General features: G+C 43.0%; 13 protein-coding genes. 5 read left to right on the top strand and 8 right to left on the bottom strand.

The window, feature by feature from the left end; translation table 11 throughout:
* Positions 1–29 precede the first annotated feature (29 nt).
* From AC04Q1_RS04875 to AC04Q1_RS04865, 3 genes are read left to right on the top strand one after another with little or no spacing between them, the layout of a single operon-like run.
* Positions 30–3,527, top strand: coding sequence for a SusC/RagA family TonB-linked outer membrane protein (locus tag AC04Q1_RS04875; RefSeq protein ID WP_478362362.1), 3,498 nt, complete (start codon positions 30–32; stop codon positions 3,525–3,527).
* Between the two features lie 11 nt (positions 3,528–3,538).
* Positions 3,539–5,104 carry a SusD/RagB family nutrient-binding outer membrane lipoprotein gene (locus AC04Q1_RS04870; protein ID WP_478362360.1) on the top strand — a complete coding sequence of 522 codons (1,566 nt, stop codon included), beginning with the start codon at positions 3,539–3,541 and terminating at the stop codon, positions 5,102–5,104.
* 24 nt (positions 5,105–5,128) lie between these two features.
* On the top strand, positions 5,129–6,769 hold the full coding sequence (locus AC04Q1_RS04865; protein ID WP_478362358.1) for a DUF5689 domain-containing protein: 1,641 nt from the start codon (positions 5,129–5,131) through the stop codon (positions 6,767–6,769).
* Between the two features lie 100 nt (positions 6,770–6,869).
* Here AC04Q1_RS04865 and AC04Q1_RS04860 read toward each other — a convergent pair whose 3' ends face one another.
* From AC04Q1_RS04860 to AC04Q1_RS04835, 6 genes are all read right to left on the bottom strand, one after another.
* Positions 6,870–7,238 carry a nuclear transport factor 2 family protein gene (locus AC04Q1_RS04860; protein ID WP_478362356.1) on the bottom strand — a complete coding sequence of 123 codons (369 nt, stop codon included), beginning with the start codon at positions 7,236–7,238 and terminating at the stop codon, positions 6,870–6,872.
* A gap of 13 nt (positions 7,239–7,251) precedes the next feature.
* A complete protein-coding gene (locus AC04Q1_RS04855) occupies positions 7,252–7,938 on the bottom strand; it encodes an ATP-dependent Clp protease proteolytic subunit (RefSeq protein ID WP_478362354.1) in 687 nt (228 codons plus the stop codon).
* A gap of 2 nt (positions 7,939–7,940) precedes the next feature.
* On the bottom strand, positions 7,941–8,201 hold the full coding sequence (locus tag AC04Q1_RS04850) for a hypothetical protein (protein WP_478362352.1): 261 nt from the start codon (positions 8,199–8,201) through the stop codon (positions 7,941–7,943).
* Entirely contained in the window at positions 8,194–8,736 is a 543-nt protein-coding gene (locus AC04Q1_RS04845) for an RNA polymerase sigma factor (protein WP_478362349.1), read from the bottom strand. The genes AC04Q1_RS04850 and AC04Q1_RS04845 overlap by 8 nt, the downstream gene beginning before the upstream one ends.
* Before the next feature lie 158 nt (positions 8,737–8,894).
* On the bottom strand, positions 8,895–10,628 hold the full coding sequence (locus tag AC04Q1_RS04840) for a RagB/SusD family nutrient uptake outer membrane protein (protein ID WP_478362347.1): 1,734 nt from the start codon (positions 10,626–10,628) through the stop codon (positions 8,895–8,897).
* A gap of 10 nt (positions 10,629–10,638) precedes the next feature.
* Positions 10,639–13,626 (bottom strand): SusC/RagA family TonB-linked outer membrane protein, encoded by a 2,988-nt coding sequence (locus tag AC04Q1_RS04835; RefSeq protein WP_478362345.1) that lies wholly within the window; start codon positions 13,624–13,626, stop codon positions 10,639–10,641.
* 792 nt (positions 13,627–14,418) lie between these two features.
* On the opposite strand from AC04Q1_RS04835, the gene AC04Q1_RS04830 reads away from it, so the two are divergent.
* The gene (locus AC04Q1_RS04830) at positions 14,419–16,032 is read left to right on the top strand and encodes a DUF6377 domain-containing protein (RefSeq protein ID WP_478362343.1); all 1,614 of its coding nucleotides are present in this window, start codon (positions 14,419–14,421) and stop codon (positions 16,030–16,032) included.
* Between the two features lie 93 nt (positions 16,033–16,125).
* Complete coding sequence (locus tag AC04Q1_RS04825; RefSeq protein WP_478362341.1) at positions 16,126–16,521, top strand: immunity 22 family protein; 396 nt, start codon at positions 16,126–16,128, stop codon at positions 16,519–16,521.
* Between the two features lie 36 nt (positions 16,522–16,557).
* On the opposite strand, the gene AC04Q1_RS04820 is transcribed toward AC04Q1_RS04825, so the two are convergent.
* Entirely contained in the window at positions 16,558–17,379 is an 822-nt protein-coding gene (locus AC04Q1_RS04820; RefSeq protein WP_478362339.1) for a universal stress protein, read from the bottom strand.
* A 154-nt stretch (positions 17,380–17,533) separates the two neighbouring features.
* Entirely contained in the window at positions 17,534–17,815 is a 282-nt protein-coding gene (locus AC04Q1_RS04815) for a hypothetical protein (RefSeq protein WP_478362337.1), read from the bottom strand.
* Positions 17,816–18,319 lie beyond the last annotated feature (504 nt).

Below are 18,319 nucleotides of genomic sequence, written 5' to 3'. Positions count from 1 at the left end.
CATTTGACAAAGCAAAACTTAGTAAAGATATGAAAATTAATAACCGGTGGATCAAAATTGTCCATCAGTATTCCTCAAAAGTTATGGTGTTTATTGCCATAGTACTATTGAACCTGCTTTCTTTCCAGCATTACGCCAATGCGCAGAGCGGGAAGAAAATTTTATTCGAAGCTGATGGGATAACCCTTAAAAAAGCCTTCGAAAGCTTAGAAAAACTCAGTGGCAATACTATCGCGTATAATAATACCCAGCTTGACGACCAAAAGAAAGTGTACGTTTCCCGTGGGCTCCGATCGGTAAACGAAATCCTCGACCTGCTTTTAAAGGGTCTGCCCTTCACCTATAAATCAAACGATGCCGGCAATATCCTCATCACGGCCAGAAACACAGCAACAGGCAGACTTAAAGGGACGGTTTTGGATGAAAACAACCAACCCATCCCGGCTGCAACAATTAAAATTGTAGAATTGAATGTCATTGGCCAGACCAATAACGACGGAGAATATAATTTTAACTTGGCGCAAGGTACCTACACGGTTGAGGCCAGGTTTATTTCTTATGAAATTGCCAAAAGGCAACAGGTTAAAGTGAGCAATGGCACTACCACCAGTGTTAATCTTAAACTCGTGCCAGCGGATAATTCGCTTGATGAGGTCGTTGTAACCGCGCTGGGCATCAAGAGACAGGAAAAAGCTTTGGGTTATGCGGTAACCAAGATTGATAGTAACCAGTTAACGGACGCGGTTTCTACCAACTGGACGGATGCGCTTTCGGGTAAAGTGGCCGGCTTAAACCTGGTCAGATCTAACAGTGGCCCGGCGGGTTCCAACAAGATTATTTTAAGGGGTGAAAATAACCTGACAGGCGACAATGAAGCACTGATTGTGCTCGATGGAGTTGTAATCAATAACAGTGGGGGCAGGCGTACGGCTAACGGATCCGACGGTGTTTATGGTACCGGAAGTGATAATATGCCGGCCGATTATGGCAGTACGATTAATGATATCAATCCGGAAGATATTGAAAGCGTAACGGTTTTAAAAGGTCCGGGTGCCGCGGCATTATATGGGCAGAGAGGGGCGAACGGTGCCATTATTGTAACTACCAAATCGGGCAATTCCAAACATAAAAAAGTAAACATAAAATTTACATCCAACGGATCATTCGAAGAGGTTAACCGCTGGCCCGACCTGCAGTATGAGTACGGTCAGGGTTTAGATGGTGCATCCTATTATTCGTATGGGGCAAGTGCCGATGGGGCAAGTACCAGTGGAACCAGCTCTGCGTACGGTCCGCGTTTTGATGGACAGCTGTTCTTCCAGTATGATCCGGTTACACAAACGGTAGGCAAGACCAGAACACCCTGGGTGCCTTATAAAAATCAGATCAGGGATTTCTTCAGTACCGGCGAAAATTTAACCAACTCTTTGAGTCTGGATGGCAGATATAAAAATACAACTGCCCGTTTTTCGATCACCAATCAGAACAATACCTGGATTATTCCCAACACAGGGGTAGAGCGTACCACTATTACCCTATCAACCAATACTGACGTTACCAAAAAACTAAAAATTACAACCAAGGTTAATTATGGTAACAGATTTAGCGATAACCTGCCGGGTGCGGGTTATGGTAACCAATCCTTGATGTACTGGTTCATTTTCTGGCAACCAAACGCCAGCCTGGATATGATCAAAAATTATTGGGCACTTGGTAAAGAAAACATATCCATCAAATACCCATTTAGTTCTTTTCCCGAAAATCCTTACGCCGTAGTCGACGAGTTTATCAATAAAACCAGACGTAATAACGTCACGGCAAATATTCAGGCCAGTTATCAGTTTAATAAAGAGTTAAGCCTTTTGCTGAGGTCAAGCATCGATTATTCTGAAGAGAGACGTGCACAGGAACGTCCGTACGATGCTGGAAGCCGCCTGCCACAAGGCTCGGTACGTAAACAGCACATCAATGCACAGGAAACCAATATCGATTTCCTGTTGAGGTATGATAAAAAGATAACCAAGGATTTCAGCATCAATGCCACATTGGGCGGAAGTGAGTTAAGGAACAAGTACAATAAATCGGATCTGCGTGCTGATGGTCTGGCGATCCCAAACATATACGAACTGGATAATAATTTATATCCATTGATTTCCATTCCCGATACCAGTAGATACAGGATCAATAGTTTTTACGGGGTTTTATCTACCAACTATAAAAACTATTTTTATGTAGAACTCACCGGCCGTAAAGATTGGAGCAGTGTATTGGCAACCGCTACCAGAAAAGATAACGTTGGGTTTTTCTATCCCGCAATCAGTTCAAGTTTTGTCCTGTCAGAGTTTTTTAAACTGCCGAAGGTAATCAGCTTTGCCAAGCTTAGGGCTTCTGTCTCGCAAGTGGGTAGCGGTGGCACAACACCTTATCGTACGGCCTATACCTATTCATTGGCTGCAAACGGCACCTATCCCGATAGTTCACTGGTAAACCCAACTATTTTGCCAAACGAGAATTTGAAACCGCTTAAAACAACTACTTATGAGGTGGGTACTGAGATCAGTTTATTCAAGGGAAGGTTAGGCCTTGACGTAGCCGTTTATGCCGGAAATACCAAAAATCAGATTTTAACCAGGATCGTCGACCGCTCTTCGGGCTATAACCAGGCTCTCATCAATGCCGGGCAGGTAAATAACACGGGTGTGGAGATCGCACTTAACGGAACGCCAATCACCACAAAAGGTGGTTTTAAATGGACGGTAAACGCAACATTCGCTTCTAACTCAAATGTAATTAAAGCCCTGACCGATAGTTCGATTATCCTGAGGACAGGCCCTGTCGCAGGTGGGCAGATTGTTGCTAAAGTTGGCGGCAGTATGGGCGATTTATATGGCAGGGGCTATGTACGCGACCCTCAGGGGAATGTGGTGTACGATGCCACTACAGGTTTTGCGAAGATTACCAACGATGTGGTTTACCTGGGCAATACCATGGCCAAATACAAATTCAGTATCGGAAGTACCTTTGCGTATAGAAACCTGAATTTAAATGTACTTTTTGATGCACAGGTTGGTGCGGTTGCACACTCTTTGCTGAACTACAAAATGGTTGAACAGGGTAAGCTCACCAGTACTTTGCCAGGTAGGTATAATGGTATCGTGGGCGAAGGAGTAGTGCAGCTGGCTGATGGCTCTTATGTAAAAAACACCACCGTTGCTTACGATATTGATGAATATTACCGTTCGCACATGGGTGCCGATAATGCGGAGGGCAGCACCTTCAGTACCGATTTTATCAAATTCAGGGAAGCCGCTTTAAACTATAAGTTCAATCCACGCTTTGTTAAAAAACTGGGTCTTTCTTCAGTAACCTTTGGAATTTACGGACGTAACCTTTTCATCTGGTCGCCGTGGCCAATGTTCGATCCCGAATTTGGAACACTTAGCGGTTCCGATATCGTTACCGGGTTTGAGATCGGTCAGTTTCCTTCAACAAGAACTTTTGGTTTCAATTTATCAATAGGCATATAATCTTTTAAAAAATGAAAAAGAACCTATATACAATTATCGGCATTTTGATGCTGTCCATTACAACGCTTTCTTCATGTGATAAAAATTTTGAGGAAATCAATATCGACCCGATCAATATCATCAAAACAACACCGGATAAACTGCTGGCCCCTGCTTTGGTAAATACCCTTACAGCCGGCATGACCCGTAACCGTAACTTCAATAATGAACTGATGCAAGTTACCGTAAGCATAAGTGATGGGGATGGAACAGTATTCAGATACGAATACAGGAGTACCTTTTCTGATTATTTATGGAACGCATGGTATGTTCAGCTGACCAATTTTAAAGATCTTTACAAGCTGGCGGGGCAACCCGAAACAGCCAATAAATCCTATCAGGGTATTTCATTGGTCTGCCAGTCGTGGGTGTATTCCATGTTATCGGATACCTATGGCGATATCCCTTATTTTAATTCCAATCAGGGCAGTACCGGTATTTTAGAAGCCCATTTTGATAAACAGAAGGATATTTATCTGGATATGTTCAAACAGCTTGAAGCGGCCAATACCCTATTGAGCGCAGGAACAGCGATTACCCCGTCGAGCGATCCGGTATTTAAAGGCGACATCGCCAAGTGGCGCAGGTTCTGCAACTCTTTATATTTGAGATTACTGCTCCGCGTGTCGGGAAAATCTGAAATCTCTGCACAGGTAATCGCGAAAATTAAAGAAATTGTGGATACCAACCCGACCGCTTATCCCACGATGACCAAAAACAGCGAATCGGCCACTTTAACCTGGACAGGTTTAACCGGAACAGATCCTTTTGTTAATCCCTATGTAAACGGTGTAAGGGTGCAGGATTTCAGGTCTCCGGCCATCGGGAGCTTTTTTATTGAGCATTTAAGAGATTGGGCCGACCCCAGGATTGATGCAAATGCACCAAATGGAGATGGCGGTGTAAACAGGTTGGGGATTGCCCAGGGATCGCAGGGTTATTCAGGTGTGCCAAGTGGTTATGCCGTAGGGGCCGGCGTAGTAAAACAGGCTTATTTTTATTCCTACGACCAGGCATTGGGAAGTGGTACCTATGGAGCGAAATCGCTTCAGCAATCGGCCAAAACCGGGATATTGATGAATTATGCAGAGCTTCAGTTTATTTTGGCCGAAGCTGCGGTAAAAGGCTGGATCAATGGATCTGCGGCCGACTACTATCATGCAGGTATCGCCAATGCCATTAATTACTGGGTTCCGGCATTTACGACTTCAACCTCATCGGATGCTTTTAGCAAATATGTTACAGGGGCCGATATCGATTGGGACAATACACAATCCACCGAGGGTAAAATGGAGCAGATCCACCTGCAGAAATACTTCTCGCTGTTTCTTGTCGATATGCAACAGTGGTTCGAGTACCGCCGTACCGGACATCCGGTCTTACCAAAAGGAGCGGGTTTGAGAAATGGCGGTGTAATGCCGGCGCGGATGACCTATCCGGTTTATGTGCAGTCTGCAAATCCAACAAGTTACCAATTGGCGGTAGCAGGTCAGGGAGCCGATGCGATCAATACAAATGTGTGGTGGCAAAAACCATAACCAGTAACCATTAAAATGATTAAGATGAAAAAGATAATATTTTACAGTATAGTTTTCCTTTCAATGTCGCTGGCATGGTTGGGATGCAAAAAGTCTAATTATCCGGGCGGTATGATAGGAGACTATGTGCCCCTGTATGATTTAAGAAACTTATATAAAGGTACTGATGTTACCCTGAACGATGAGAACATGTTCGGTTCGGGCAGTGTTACCGGTGTGGTCATTTCAGACCACTCTGGTAATAATTTACCTGCAGGTTTGCTCATTATCCAGGATAGGCGCCGTTTAGGTTTGATCAGGGGTATTTCCATTCCAATCGGCCCTGATGCGGCAAAATATGTTCCAGGAGATTCTGTTGGCATAAAAGTAGTTGGAGCGGTGTTAAAAAGAGTAGATGGGATTTTGCAGATTACTGGTGTTCCGGCCAGTGCGGTTACCAAAATTGCCTCTAATGTAACTATACCTCCTAATCGGGTGGGGAGCAGCTTTATTTTAGCCAAACCCAACGATTATGAGAGTACACTTGTAGCCATTGTAAAGGCAGGTTTTGAGCCCGCGGTTGCACCCGAAGAGACCTATGGTGGTGATAAAGTGATTAATGACGGTTTCGATAATTTTACCTTGCACACTGAACCAAAGGCAACTTTCGCATCCACCGGAGGACTTAATTTTAATGGAAATTATTATGGGATCATATTTAATACTGTAGGTGCAAATGGCCAGCTAAAGCCACACCAGCGAATGCGCACCATTAAAGACGCGGTAGCTTTGAGTTCCACACCTGATATTGCCTCGGCAATTATCACGGGCTATATGGCAGATGCCGAAGGAGGCGATGGAAATTACGAATACATGCAGTTTATGGCCACCAGAGATATTGATTTCGCTGTAACCCCATTCTCGGTGGTGGTAACCAACAATGCGGGGGCTTCGACACCTACAGGGGTTTTCCCTACCAAAGGATGGGCAACTGGTGCCGATGCCTTAATTACGCCTGCGGGATTAGTTGCCAGGACCTATAAATTCAATTTAACTTCGGGCAAGGTTTCCAAGGGCGAATTCTTTTATGTGGGCGGTTCATCTAAAATGATCAATGGTCCAAAATCAAAATCCATTGCTTCATCTAAATGGATCAGGTCTAAAAACTACACTACGGCAACTCCGGCAGAGGCACCTGCTGGAAACGGTGATGGCTTTGGTTTATACACCACCGGCTTATTCGCCAATTCGGGAAATGCATCAGGCTTTGCGATTTTCGAAGGCACAACAGTTGATGTAAATAGTGCACCGATCGATGTGATATTTATCGGCGGCGGCGGAAGTTTATACAATGCGCCTTCAGTAGGGTACAAGATCGCCAATACCGATTTTTACGATAAGGTTAATCCAATCACACTTGTACCTCAACCTTATTACAGAAGTGGAGAGAATACATTGAGTTTTAGCTACCAGCTACCTGCCGATCAGGGTTTCTGGAATAAGCTCGGAGGGGTTTATAATCCGGCTTTGGGAAAATGGGTAAAGGCCAGGAGCCAATCGAATATTGACCTGAATACCTCATCAACCATAGAAGATATTGAAGGTACATCTTTGATCAAAATCGCAAATGCTGTTACCGGAGAATACGTGCGGACTGACACGATCCCATCAACACGATTAAAGTAAAATCATCGAGAGAACTGTTAATCAGATTACACCCAAAACATGGTAAGCTATGTTTTGGGTTTTTTAGTTTAAATTAAAGGGTTATACATTCTCTAATCTGTTAACTTAATTCAATATCCATTTGTTGTAGCAGGTTATCGTTGATGGTGTAGATGTGTTTTACTTTGCCGTCAAATAAAATGTTGCCCTCCAAATCCTTTACCAGTTGATCTACTTCAACTTCGAAGGTTCCGTTTGCTCTTTCCCGGATGCCAAGAGGGGTTACAACTGGGTTAATCTCTTTCCACTGTCGGGTCCAGTAAGCACTAACGTTTTCGTGCCCGACGGCATAGTCGCCTTCCCATGCCTTCGACCATTTAACTTCCGGATGCATCACCTGGAGTATTGCTTCAATATCTCTTGCGTTAAAAGCAGTATAAGCATTTTTAATTAAGGTCTCATTGCCGTGCATTTTTTCTTCATTTATCATATTTCTTTCATGGTTAATCTGTATCTCCCAACACCTCATCTACAATTCCATGTGCTTTGGCTTCAGGGCCAGTCATCCAGTAATCCCTGTCGGATGCGCGGTGTACCCAATCATAACTCTGGCCGCTATGCTTCGCGATGATACCATACAGATCTTGCCTTACCTTTACCACCTGTTGCGCAGTAATCTCAATATCAGCCGAAACGCCCTGCACCCCGCCCGAAGGCTGATGGATCATCACCCGCGAATGTTGCAGGGCAGCACGCTTTCCTGCTTGGCCTGCGCAGAGCAAAACAGCGCTCATCGAAAAAGCCATCCCAATACAAATGGTGCCTACATCAGGTGTAATTAACTGCATGGTATCATAAATGCCCATACCCGAATACACATCACCTCCAGGCGAATTGATATAAAGCTGGATATCTTTTTTCGCATCTACCGACTGGAGAAAAAGCAACTGTGCCTGAATAATGTTGGCCATGCGGTCTGCAACAGGTTCGCCCAAAAATATAATCCTGTCCATCATCAACCGCGAAAAAACATCCATTTGTGCAACGTTCAGCTGGCGTTCTTCGGTGATATAGGGAGTCATGTTTTTTGGAAGGTTTATCGAACGGTTGAGATAACGGTCTACATACTGACTGCCAATACGGTGGTGTTTTACCGCATATTTTCTAAATTCATTACGGTTGATATTCATAGCTAATACTTTTTAAATAATTTGGTCATGCGCTGTATAAAACCCTGGTATTCTGGTACAGCAGTCAATTTTTCTTGTGTGGCGATGATTTCTGCCTTGATCTTCTTGCGGCTATAGTGTTTGATCACTTCGTAGGTGATGCGCTGTTGGGCGACATCCTCTGCCAAGCCTGTGTCCAATAACATGTTAGCCTCAAACAAAAGTGCCTCTTCCGGTGTGGTGCGGCCTAAAAGGTAATCCTCTATCTTTTTGATGTTATTCAATGAAGTCCGCATAGTTTAATGAGTTTTGTTTAACGGTTTCCCTTACTTTCTCCAGGCATTTATATTTGGCCACTGTTGCCGAATGTGTGCCCGAATAGCCAAAGTGGCTGGCAAGCTTACCAACCGGTAAATGATCGTAATAAAAAGCTTGTAGTAATTCCATGCACCGCTTACCGGCAGTTTCCAGGTAGTGGAGTATTTTGCCGCTGGCAAGCTGTTCATCAGCTACCACTTCTGTGTCAAAATCGTTTAAGGGTTGGTTCTTGTGACTTACCTTATAGTGCTGCAACCATAGTTTTTTTGCAATACCCAGCAAATAGGCTTTTTCGTTTATAATGGTTACAGTCCCGTTCGACAATACTTTTTCGTAATAGATCACTAGCGTATCCTGGAAAATATCCTGTGCTTCTTCGATGCTGCCACCCATCCTTGCTATATAATGGGCAACGGGAGAAAAAGCCTTTTTATAAAGTGCCATAAAAAATGCTTCACGCATTTCGACCGTCAATAATCTGTTGTGATCTTCTGCCATCATGTTGTTTATTACTAGGTGTATTTTGGGTACGGAATATCACCCATTAAATTGCATTTTTTTATTAAATATCTATGCATACGGTAATCAGGATTGTACCAGAATAAAAAAGGTGCTTCCCTTTTACCGGAAACACCCTAACTAAACCAAACTTATATTATTTAATTATATCCTGGGTTCTGTTTTAATTTAGAATTTAAATTCAGGATCTCCCTTCCCAATGGAAAAATCTCCGTATGGTCATCGGCATCTGGTTTTTTATCCCACCATGTCCCCTTGCTAAAAACGCCCCAGCGGATCAGGTCGGTTCTACGGCGGTTTTCACCGATAAATTCCCTTCCCCATTCATCCAGCATTTCCTGATCGCTGAGCTGCTCGCCACCCGGGGTATATAAACTTGGTGAGCCGGCAGGATAGTTTCGCTGTCTTACCTGGTTCAGGTAACCTGCCGCCGCAGCTTTGTCTCCACTACGGTAACGGCACTCGGCTAGTGTATAATAGACTTCAGACAACCGGATTTCTGCATATGCAGAGGTAATACGGTTGGGATCTGGAGTGGGATAGAATGGGTATTTCACCAGAAAAACACCTGAGTTGTGGTCTGCATGGTTCATGTTGGATTCCTTATCGGCAATCCTGGTGCCTGGTTTGGTTCCGAGGAACATACCTACCTGATCGCGGATAAAAAGCGCATAAGGGCCTTTATTTCCCCTCACGGTATCAGCCTTTGGTGTGCCGTTGACAGTTGCGGTGTACGGAAGGTAACCATATAAAAACATCCCCTCACGTTTACTATCGCCAAGGTTTTTGTATTTTTTCAGACGCAGATCATCAGGATACTTCTGGAATTTTACAAAGGGTTTCCCCAAAGCATGGGTATATTCTACGCTATCCACATCACGGCCAGGCTGCAAGGCATACCGGGGGTTCGATTTTCCCAGATCCGTAAAACCGCAATAAAGGGTGGCTGCATCATAAGTCATGCCCCAGAAAAACATTCCCCCATCATATTGCCAGTGTGTTCTGGCAAGGGTGCCCGGAAATCCGTAGATCACCTCCGAGTTCAGTGTTTTATTGGTATAATCGAAGGGTGCGTCCCAGCGCGTATCCAGGGTATAAGCGCCGTATTTGCCACTGATGATATCACGGCAGATGGTTTCACAGTCGCTGTATCTTTCCGTACCGATATAAACTTTGGCATTGAGGTAAAGACGCGAAAGCAAAGTAGCTGCTGCTGCCTTGGTCCACCGGCCTATGCCGTTTGCACCGAGCTGCTCGCGGGTGGGAAGAAAGGGTATTGCTGCTTTTAATTCCGATTCGATATAGGCGAAGGTTTCCTGTGGGGGTGCCTGCACACCGCCCTGGGTTGTGTTTTTTACATCCTTTACAATTTCAATGTTCCGGTAAAAATCAAATGCACGCAGATAGAACCAGGCCCTGAGGGTTCTGAGCTCTGCCTTAAAATCGTTCAGTTCTTCAACCGTAACATTTAGTTTGGCTGGATCGGTGATTCCTTCCATATCCTGAAGGGAGTTGGTAGAGAGTACAATGCCCTGATAAAAATTTCGCCAGGCACCGTTGGTAAAACCGTCTTGTGATGTCCAGGTGTGGTAATGCATCCGCTGGTAGTATCCGCCGTCCTGCCAGTCGCCCTGGCGGTTGTAAGTGCCGATTTCATCTGTAGCATTTTCACCAACGGCATATACATCGTTCCCCTGTATGCTCCAGTAGGCATGTTCAAACGGGCGAAGAAAATCCCTGATCACATCATCCCTGCGGGTAAGAAAGTTGGCCGCATCAACCTTGTCATACACCTGTTCGTCTAGTTTTGTACATCCTGCGATGATCATAAAACACGATAGGATGCCAAACATAAATAATTTATAATTTTTCATTTTTCCAGTTTTAAAATGTTACCTGTAAGCCAAAAATCAGCTGAAGTGTTGAAGGATAATAATTGAGCGAAGTGTTTACGCCGGGTGTTAACCCGTTTACCTGGATAAGATCCGGATCACCACCCGTAAATTTGGTGAACGTATGGAGGTTCCTTCCGGTAGCATAGATCCTCAGGGAATTGAGGTATTTCGTTTTAAGGGGCTGCCTGTAGCCGAGCGATACATTGTCGATTTTTAGGAACGACCCGTTTTCAAGAAAGTAATCTGAGGCGATCGATGTTGTTGCACCGCTTTTTAAAAGCGAATATTTACTGCTGCTGTCATAAGCAGATTTTAACACATTTGCATCAGTCTGGCTGGACGGAGTACCGAGATAAAAGGCGGAAGTATTGAATATTTTGTATCCAAAGGTACCGCGGAGAAAAACACTCAGATCGAAACGTTTATAACGCAAGGTATTGCCCATCGATGCGATAAATTTTGGCAGTCCGTTACCTACAAACTGTTTGTCGTCATTGGAGGCAAGGTTTGCCTGGATAATAGAACCGTCCTTTTTGTAGACCAACAATGCCCCGGCATCGTTTACGCCAGCTGAGCGGAGGGTGTAGAACTCACCTATACTGCGTCCTTCCTGGATGCGCTGAATATTACCCGGGGACCCTGGGGCAGGAAGTCCGGCAACATCCTGAAAAGTGCCACCATTGTAAAGTTCATTTGAAAAAGAAATGAATTTATTGCGGTTATAAGAAAAGGCAAGGTTAACATTGTAACCAAAATCTTCCTGTTTAACTACCTCTCCGCTAAGGGCAAGCTCGATACCATAATTTTTCATGGTGCCAACATTTGCAAAGGTTGTTCCCTGAGGGTTGGGCGGCACAGGTACGCTATAGTCTGCCAACAGATCCTTATTGGTTCTGATGTAGTAATCCACGGAGCCGCTAATGCGGTTTTTTAAGATCGAAAAGTCTAAACCAACATTAAAATTTTCCGATTTTTCCCAGCTCAGGTCTGGATTGACATTCGAAGCAGGGCCGTACACCTGGTAATATTGACCATTGTATGGGAAATACCCTGCACCCCCATATAACAAAAGGGATTTGTAGTTGTCGAAATCCTGGTTTCCTGTTACCCCATAATCAGCCCTGATCTTCAGTTCGTTAACCCAGGGAAGTTTGTCTTTGATAAAAGCCTCTTCCGACAGGCGCCATGCGGCAGATACTGCAGGGAAGTTTCCCCACTTGTTGTTCGTGCCAAATTTTGATGAACCCTCACGGCGTAAACTCGCGGTAAGGATATAACGGTTGTTGAAATCGTAGTTTACCCTGCCAAAAAAAGAAATAAGCGTCGATCCGTTTTGGGTAGAACCTACTGCCGATTGGCCCTGACCTGCAGCGCCGCCATTGTAAAGTCCCGAACCCAGGTTGTTCCATTCGTAGGTGTCAAACGGAAAATCGTAGTTCTGGGCAGAAAACTGTTTGTAGTTGTAGAGTGAATAAGAGTAACCCCCAAGCACTTTAAAATGATTTTTTCCTAGATCTAAAGCGTAGTTTCCAGTCCACTCAAGGTTCTTTTGGTCGTTTTCCTGCTGTTCCTGCTTGCCGAAATTCGTCTGCGTGGTCTTATTGTCGTGAACAATTGATGAGAGTGTAGAGGGAGAAAAATCCAGATTCTTCAGTGAACGGCTAATTTCTGATATCGTTACCGTAGTACTCAAGTTGGAAAGAATGTTCATCTTGAGGGAACCGTTCATATCCAGTTCTTTTATTTCCGCCTGGGATTTGATCAGGTTTGCATTTTCAACAGGATTGCTTGAAAAAAAGCCTGTATTGATATAGTTATACTTTCCTGCACTGTCGAAGATGGGATAAGTGGGGTTAAGTGTGAGTGCATTGTTGAAATTCCCCTGATCAGCGTTATTCGTCTTCATCATCCTTGGTGCTACGCTGAGTGAGGCAACGAACATATTGTTGTCGGTTGCATGGTTTATCGTTAATCTGGCCCCATATTCCCGCTTATGTGCACGCAGGTCAATACCATCGGCATCACGGTAATCTCCTGAGGCAAAATAGTTTGTTTTGGCAGAGCCTCCCGAAAACTGAACGGTATGCTTTTGTGCAAAAGCAGGAGAATTGGTCACTTCATCCAGCCAGTTCGTTTTTGCTTTATAATCCTGTCCCTGTTTGTTCTGAACGCGGTTTGTGATAAATTCATCGGCTGAGAGGTTCTCCAATCGGTTAGTCAGGTAGTCAAAACTGGCGTAACCATCATAGAACATCCGAGATTGTGAACTTCCTCTTTTGGTAGTAATGATAATTACCCCATTACTTCCCCTTGTGCCATAAATCGCAGAGGCAGCACCACCTTTTAAAACATCGATACTCTCAATATCATTCTGGTTAATGTTGTCAATGTTTCCGCCAGGTACGCCGTTGATTACGTAAAGCGGACCTAATCCTGCGTTACGTGAAGAAACACCACGAAGCTGGATACTCGGGCTGGAATTTGGGTCGGCGCCAGCCGTATTGGTGATATTCAATCCCGGGACTTTTCCCTGCAACGACATCAGTGGATTGTTAGAGGCAACGGCAAGCAGATCTTTCGATGAAACGTGTGTAATGGCACTCGATACTTCCCGTTTATCAAGCGTTCCATAACCTACACTCACCACTACAACTTCATCCAGGGTATTAGAAGCCGCACTTAATGTGACGTTAAGTGTATTTTCTGCCGGAACCGGCAATGTTTTGGAACTGTAACCGATGAATGAAAATGTAATGGTTTTGGCATTTGTGGGAATGGTAATGGAATACATTCCCTTGGCGTTTGTGGTTGCAGTTGATGATTTGGTGTTATCCGTTATATTCACCCCAGGGAGTGTCGAATTGTCGGTTATATCGGTTACCGTTCCGGATAGGGTTCTGGTTTGGGCATTTGCTGAAAATGCGAGTACACACAAAAGTGAGCATACCCCAAGCAACAGTAAAAATTTCCTGTACATGTAATCAAATGTTAAATAGGTTATTGTTAGTTTAGTTTTTTAAAAAGCCTGGGGTAAAGCAGGCTTATAAAAACCAGGTAAGTTGACACTCAATGCTCCTTTACAAATACAAATCGTAATCAAGTTAAGCTCAATGGTGTGGTGTCATACCTGGCATGCGGATACTTTGCTGATCTTAAGGCGGTTTGTTCTTGCTCATAATGCATCATGCATTTCCTTAAGGTTAATTGGAAGCTCACGAAGCTTAAAGGATCTGCCTGATCAAGCTTTCGGAATACACTCTGGCCGGAGGAAATGAATTTAATTTGGTTAAATGATAGTTCTGATCAGGACCGGATTATCCGGTCCAGATAGAAAGAACTAAATTATCAATTGCCTTGCATGGGTGTATAGCCTGAAGGGGGATACGGTAAAATGTATAAGAAAAAAAGCTTTTTTTTATTTGTAATTGCTTGATATTAAATACCTTTCAATATGTGTGCGTAGCGAAAATATAAACCGAATCGGCCTTTTTATACCGTAATCGACCTCAGCGTAAATATGATGAGATCCAGATTTGCCTTGTTTTTAAGCATCCTACTTCCAATCTTACTTACTTTAGCTCAGTATCCTGGTTAAACAGTTTTTTTTTAAGGGATATCACGAACCCAAACAGTCGTTGTGCCAGCTATTTTAGGTTTGTCTCCACAATGTTTAGGCGCACTATAAGCTCAGCGGATGAACGGATAATTCGATTTTTTGATTCTCGGATTATAAATTGTTATAATTTTGAATAAAAGCTATTCCCCTAAAATGAAATTTTTTATACTTAACATATTCCTGTTGACTTTCAGTCTTAACACCTATTCTTCGGCAAAGAAAGATAGTGTGCTGGCTAAGCTAAAAACGGAAATATCGAAAAAGAAGGAATATGATGAACGAAAACTTTTAAGGATCCAGAAACTTAGAGCAGATATAACGCGTAAACCTAATGAGTTGTTCGATACCTATCTGGAACTGTTTGATGAATATGAGTACTATAAATTCGATTCTGCCTATTTCTACGGCAAGAAAATGCTCGATCTCAGTCTTAAACTCCGCAACCGGGTGAAGCAAAATGAAAGCAAGGTTAAACTCGCCTCCCTGTTGTTGCATGCAGGTATGTTTAAGGAAACTTTTGATTACCTCGGGGAAATAGATGCGACGCTGCTTGATAGGGGATTTCAATACGCATATTATGCGCTGAAGTCTGGTGCTTACTCCAATCTTGCTATATACAACAGCGATGATAACTTTACCAAATCATATAATGAACGGGCAATAAGCTACATAGATTCTGCCATTGCCTTTTGTGCGCCCAATTCTGTCGATATGCTTTTTGCAATGGGCAACCGGCAGGTGGTGGCTGGCGAAACAGACAAACCGCCAAAATATTTTCTGGAACTTTTAAAAAATCATAAGCTCTCGGAGCATAATCGTGCAAGGTTATTAACAGGTCTAGCGGCTTTTTACCAAAGTGATGATCAAAATGAGCAAAGAATCTGGTTACTTGCCGAATCAGCGATCAGTGATATCCGGTCGTCCACAAAAGAAACACTGGCCACATTGCTTTTGGCCGAAGATCTTTTTAAGCATGGAGACGTGGATAATGCTTATCATTTTATCCAGCAGTCCAGAGATGATGCCGGTTTTTATGGTAACCGCTTGCGGAAGCTTAAAATTGAATCTCTTTTGCCTGATATCGCCGCAAAGGTAAATATGGCTACTCAACGCGAGAAGAATAAATTTCTGACCTATTTTATTTCTATTTCGTTGGTTAGTGTTGTGATCGCACTGGTGTTATTTATGATTTTTATCCAGCTCCGGAAACTTAAGATCCAGGACCAGGTGATCAAGGAGAAAAACAAAGAGTTGAATCAGATCAATGATCAGCTTTTGGATATCAATGATAAACTGAGGGAATTTGCTACCGTGAACGAAAAATACATCGGCTACTTTTTTGATGTGATTTCAGGTTACATATTGAAATTGGACCGGTTGAAAAAAAATGTGGAACGCAAGATCCTTGCGAAACGTTTTGGAGAAATCCTTCCCGGCTTAAATGATATTGATATCAAAAGAGAGCGTGAAATCCTTTTCAATACTTTCGATAGGGTATTCATGAGCATCTTCCCTAATTTTATAACGGTCTTCAACTCCCTGTTAAAGGAGGAAGACCAGATATGGCCCAAAGCGCCAGAGCTGTTAAATACAGACCTGCGGATATTTGCACTGATCAGACTAGGAATAAATGATAACGAAGCAATTGCAACCATTTTAGAATATTCTGTCAACACGATATATGTATACAAAATGCGCATAAAGGCCAAGGCACTGGTTCCGGCGGAGGAGTTCGATAAGATCATGATGTTGGTAAAAGCAGTTTAATCAACTCAATCCGCAAACCGGGTACATACCTAATCACTAAAGAAAAAATGGGTTGCGTCCGGCGAAATAAAAAATACACTCTATAAATAAACAATGATGTATATCAGTCCAGTTGAAAGAATGAAGAAAATCCACTTATGGATAGGAACAACCGCTGTAGATGAAGCGGTTTATAACCTGTATTTTGATCAGGAAGATGAGCTCAGCCAGTTCTCAAAAGATATAGGGCTTGCTGAAGAATATGATGAAGATTTTATTGGGATATTACCCATATTTAAAAATCCGCCACCCATTAAGGAGCTTCTTGAAAAGGAAATACCGATAGATAAGGATAGTATTGCTGAGGTATTGGCGGTTTGTGAAACAATGGGGATACACTCAATTAATGCTGCATTTTATCTCACAGATTCCACTATTGCTATAGCTAAACCAAATAAAGAAGAATATAACGGGTTAAGGTATCTGGGTGAGTATAAAAGTGCTTTATAATAGCGGGGATATTCATCTCCATGGTTCGGATACAAATTAAATAGGTATGGAAAGCAAGGGGATGTGAAGGCCTGATGCCATAATGCGTGTTTTGCTGCGGTGTACCACTGAGCCCCAGAACCCATGTTTTTCCGGCACCATGATCAGCAGGTCGGCACCTGAGATCTTTACCTCGCTGGCAATCCCTTTTATAATGGAATCTGATCTCACATTTTTGTAATAATAATCGATACCTTCCAGGCCCTCGTCGATACGGTTTAATGCATTTGTACCTGCACCTAAATCTTTCAGTTCCTGCACTGTCTCGTTGATGATCAAAACTTCTATTTCAGCCTTGGTAATCACAGCTATATTTTTAATCTGGGCCAGTACCTGTTCAGAAACGCCGTTAAGGACATCGCATGCAAAAATGACTTTTTTCGGCACATTAAAGCGCGCGCAGGCAGGGACAGCCAGCACGGGAGTTTGTATTTTTTTGATGATGAATGTGGTTGTGTTTCCTAAAAGTTCCTGTTCAAGAGATTTTTCTTCCATTCCCATCACGATCGCTTTGGGCTGATACCTTTCTACCACTTCCCTTATGGCATGGTCAATAAAGGAAAACGTGGCCTCCGCTATTACTTCGATCCCATATTGATCAGAAAGTAATAATGCTTTTGATTCCAGCAGTAGCCTGTTTTCGTCGATGAGCTCTTCGAACGTTTCAGCCGAGAGACGGGTATTCCCCGCATGCAAGGAAACAGAAAAGTCGTTTAACAGGATTAAGCGGTACCCGCTCATGCGGGCTGCCCCTGCAGCATAATGGACTGCGTTTTCTGCTAGCTTGGAGTAATCGGTTGCGGCCAATATGGTTTCCATAATCTGATATTGTTTAACATTTGAAATTAACTGCAAATATCAAATCAATTGTTACGGCTATGTAATAATGTTTTTTAGGTACCAGTGACGTTGACATTTTATATTAACGGTGGCATTTTCAACTAGAAAAGAAGCATGAGAGAAGGTTTTTATTTTAATGATATTCAAACACGAGCTTATTATTTTCGACAAAAAGGTAAGTGGTCTGGTTTCCGAGGTAATTATGGATCGGGTACTTACTGTTCATATCTTTGAGAGATAGCACCAGGCTTTTGGTAACCATCTGTAAGCGTTGTTTCAAAGTGGCCCTTTTAGCCTCGATGTCTTTTATTTCAACTTCATTGATCGACGCGTCGATATCATGGCCAAGGTTATGGATTTTATTAAGCAGATCTAGGTATTGATTAAACTGCTCTTGAATAGTGTATGTGCTCATATAATGCCATAAACGAAAAATAGGGATAATTAGTTTTGCTCTTAAATTAAAATTTTTTGATCTTCTTTTGGCACTACTAATTCAGTACTGAAAAATGCTATACATGATCTCAGTTACCTTTATTCTTTTTAATATAAAATGCGTCCCTTATTTTATCCGAAAAAACTCATCAGTCTTATAATTAATGGGTTGCGCTGTTTTTCTTTTATTTCAGGGTAACGTCCAGGTGGACAGAGTGTTTTCCATAAGTTTGATAGAACGGTTTATAAAGTATTCCGTCTATCGTAAATTCCAAGCTTTGGTCACCTTAAATAGATTTTCCGATATCTCCCGCCTCCAGGTTAACTTTGCGCCATTCTTTTCTTGCAGAAGGCTCCTGCGGCCTTTCCTGACGGCTGATAAAAGATCTCGTTTATCAATTTTACTGAACAAATACCCTGTCCTCAATGTTCAAATAACGGGACAGGGGTAGTTCTTGTCCGGCAGATCAATATCATGGGCTGG

The organism is Pedobacter humicola (assembly GCF_056490705.1).
The sequence above is the reverse complement of the archived record's forward strand: the minus strand, read 5'-3'. Positions and strand labels throughout refer to the sequence as shown.

Coding starts and splice junctions, on each gene's coding strand:
- AC04Q1_RS04875 (WP_478362362.1), top strand. CDS start 30: ATGAAAATTAATAACCGGTGGATCAAAATTGTCCATCAGTATTCCTCA.
- AC04Q1_RS04870 (WP_478362360.1), top strand. CDS start 3,539: ATGAAAAAGAACCTATATACAATTATCGGCATTTTGATGCTGTCCATT.
- AC04Q1_RS04865 (WP_478362358.1), top strand. CDS start 5,129: ATGAAAAAGATAATATTTTACAGTATAGTTTTCCTTTCAATGTCGCTG.
- AC04Q1_RS04860 (WP_478362356.1), bottom strand. CDS start 7,238: ATGATAAATGAAGAAAAAATGCACGGCAATGAGACCTTAATTAAAAAT.
- AC04Q1_RS04855 (WP_478362354.1), bottom strand. CDS start 7,938: ATGAATATCAACCGTAATGAATTTAGAAAATATGCGGTAAAACACCAC.
- AC04Q1_RS04845 (WP_478362349.1), bottom strand. CDS start 8,736: ATGATGGCAGAAGATCACAACAGATTATTGACGGTCGAAATGCGTGAA.
- AC04Q1_RS04840 (WP_478362347.1), bottom strand. CDS start 10,628: ATGAAAAATTATAAATTATTTATGTTTGGCATCCTATCGTGTTTTATG.
- AC04Q1_RS04835 (WP_478362345.1), bottom strand. CDS start 13,626: ATGTACAGGAAATTTTTACTGTTGCTTGGGGTATGCTCACTTTTGTGT.
- AC04Q1_RS04830 (WP_478362343.1), top strand. CDS start 14,419: ATGAAATTTTTTATACTTAACATATTCCTGTTGACTTTCAGTCTTAAC.
- AC04Q1_RS04825 (WP_478362341.1), top strand. CDS start 16,126: ATGATGTATATCAGTCCAGTTGAAAGAATGAAGAAAATCCACTTATGG.
- AC04Q1_RS04820 (WP_478362339.1), bottom strand. CDS start 17,379: ATGGAAACCATATTGGCCGCAACCGATTACTCCAAGCTAGCAGAAAAC.
- AC04Q1_RS04815 (WP_478362337.1), bottom strand. CDS start 17,815: ATGAGCACATACACTATTCAAGAGCAGTTTAATCAATACCTAGATCTG.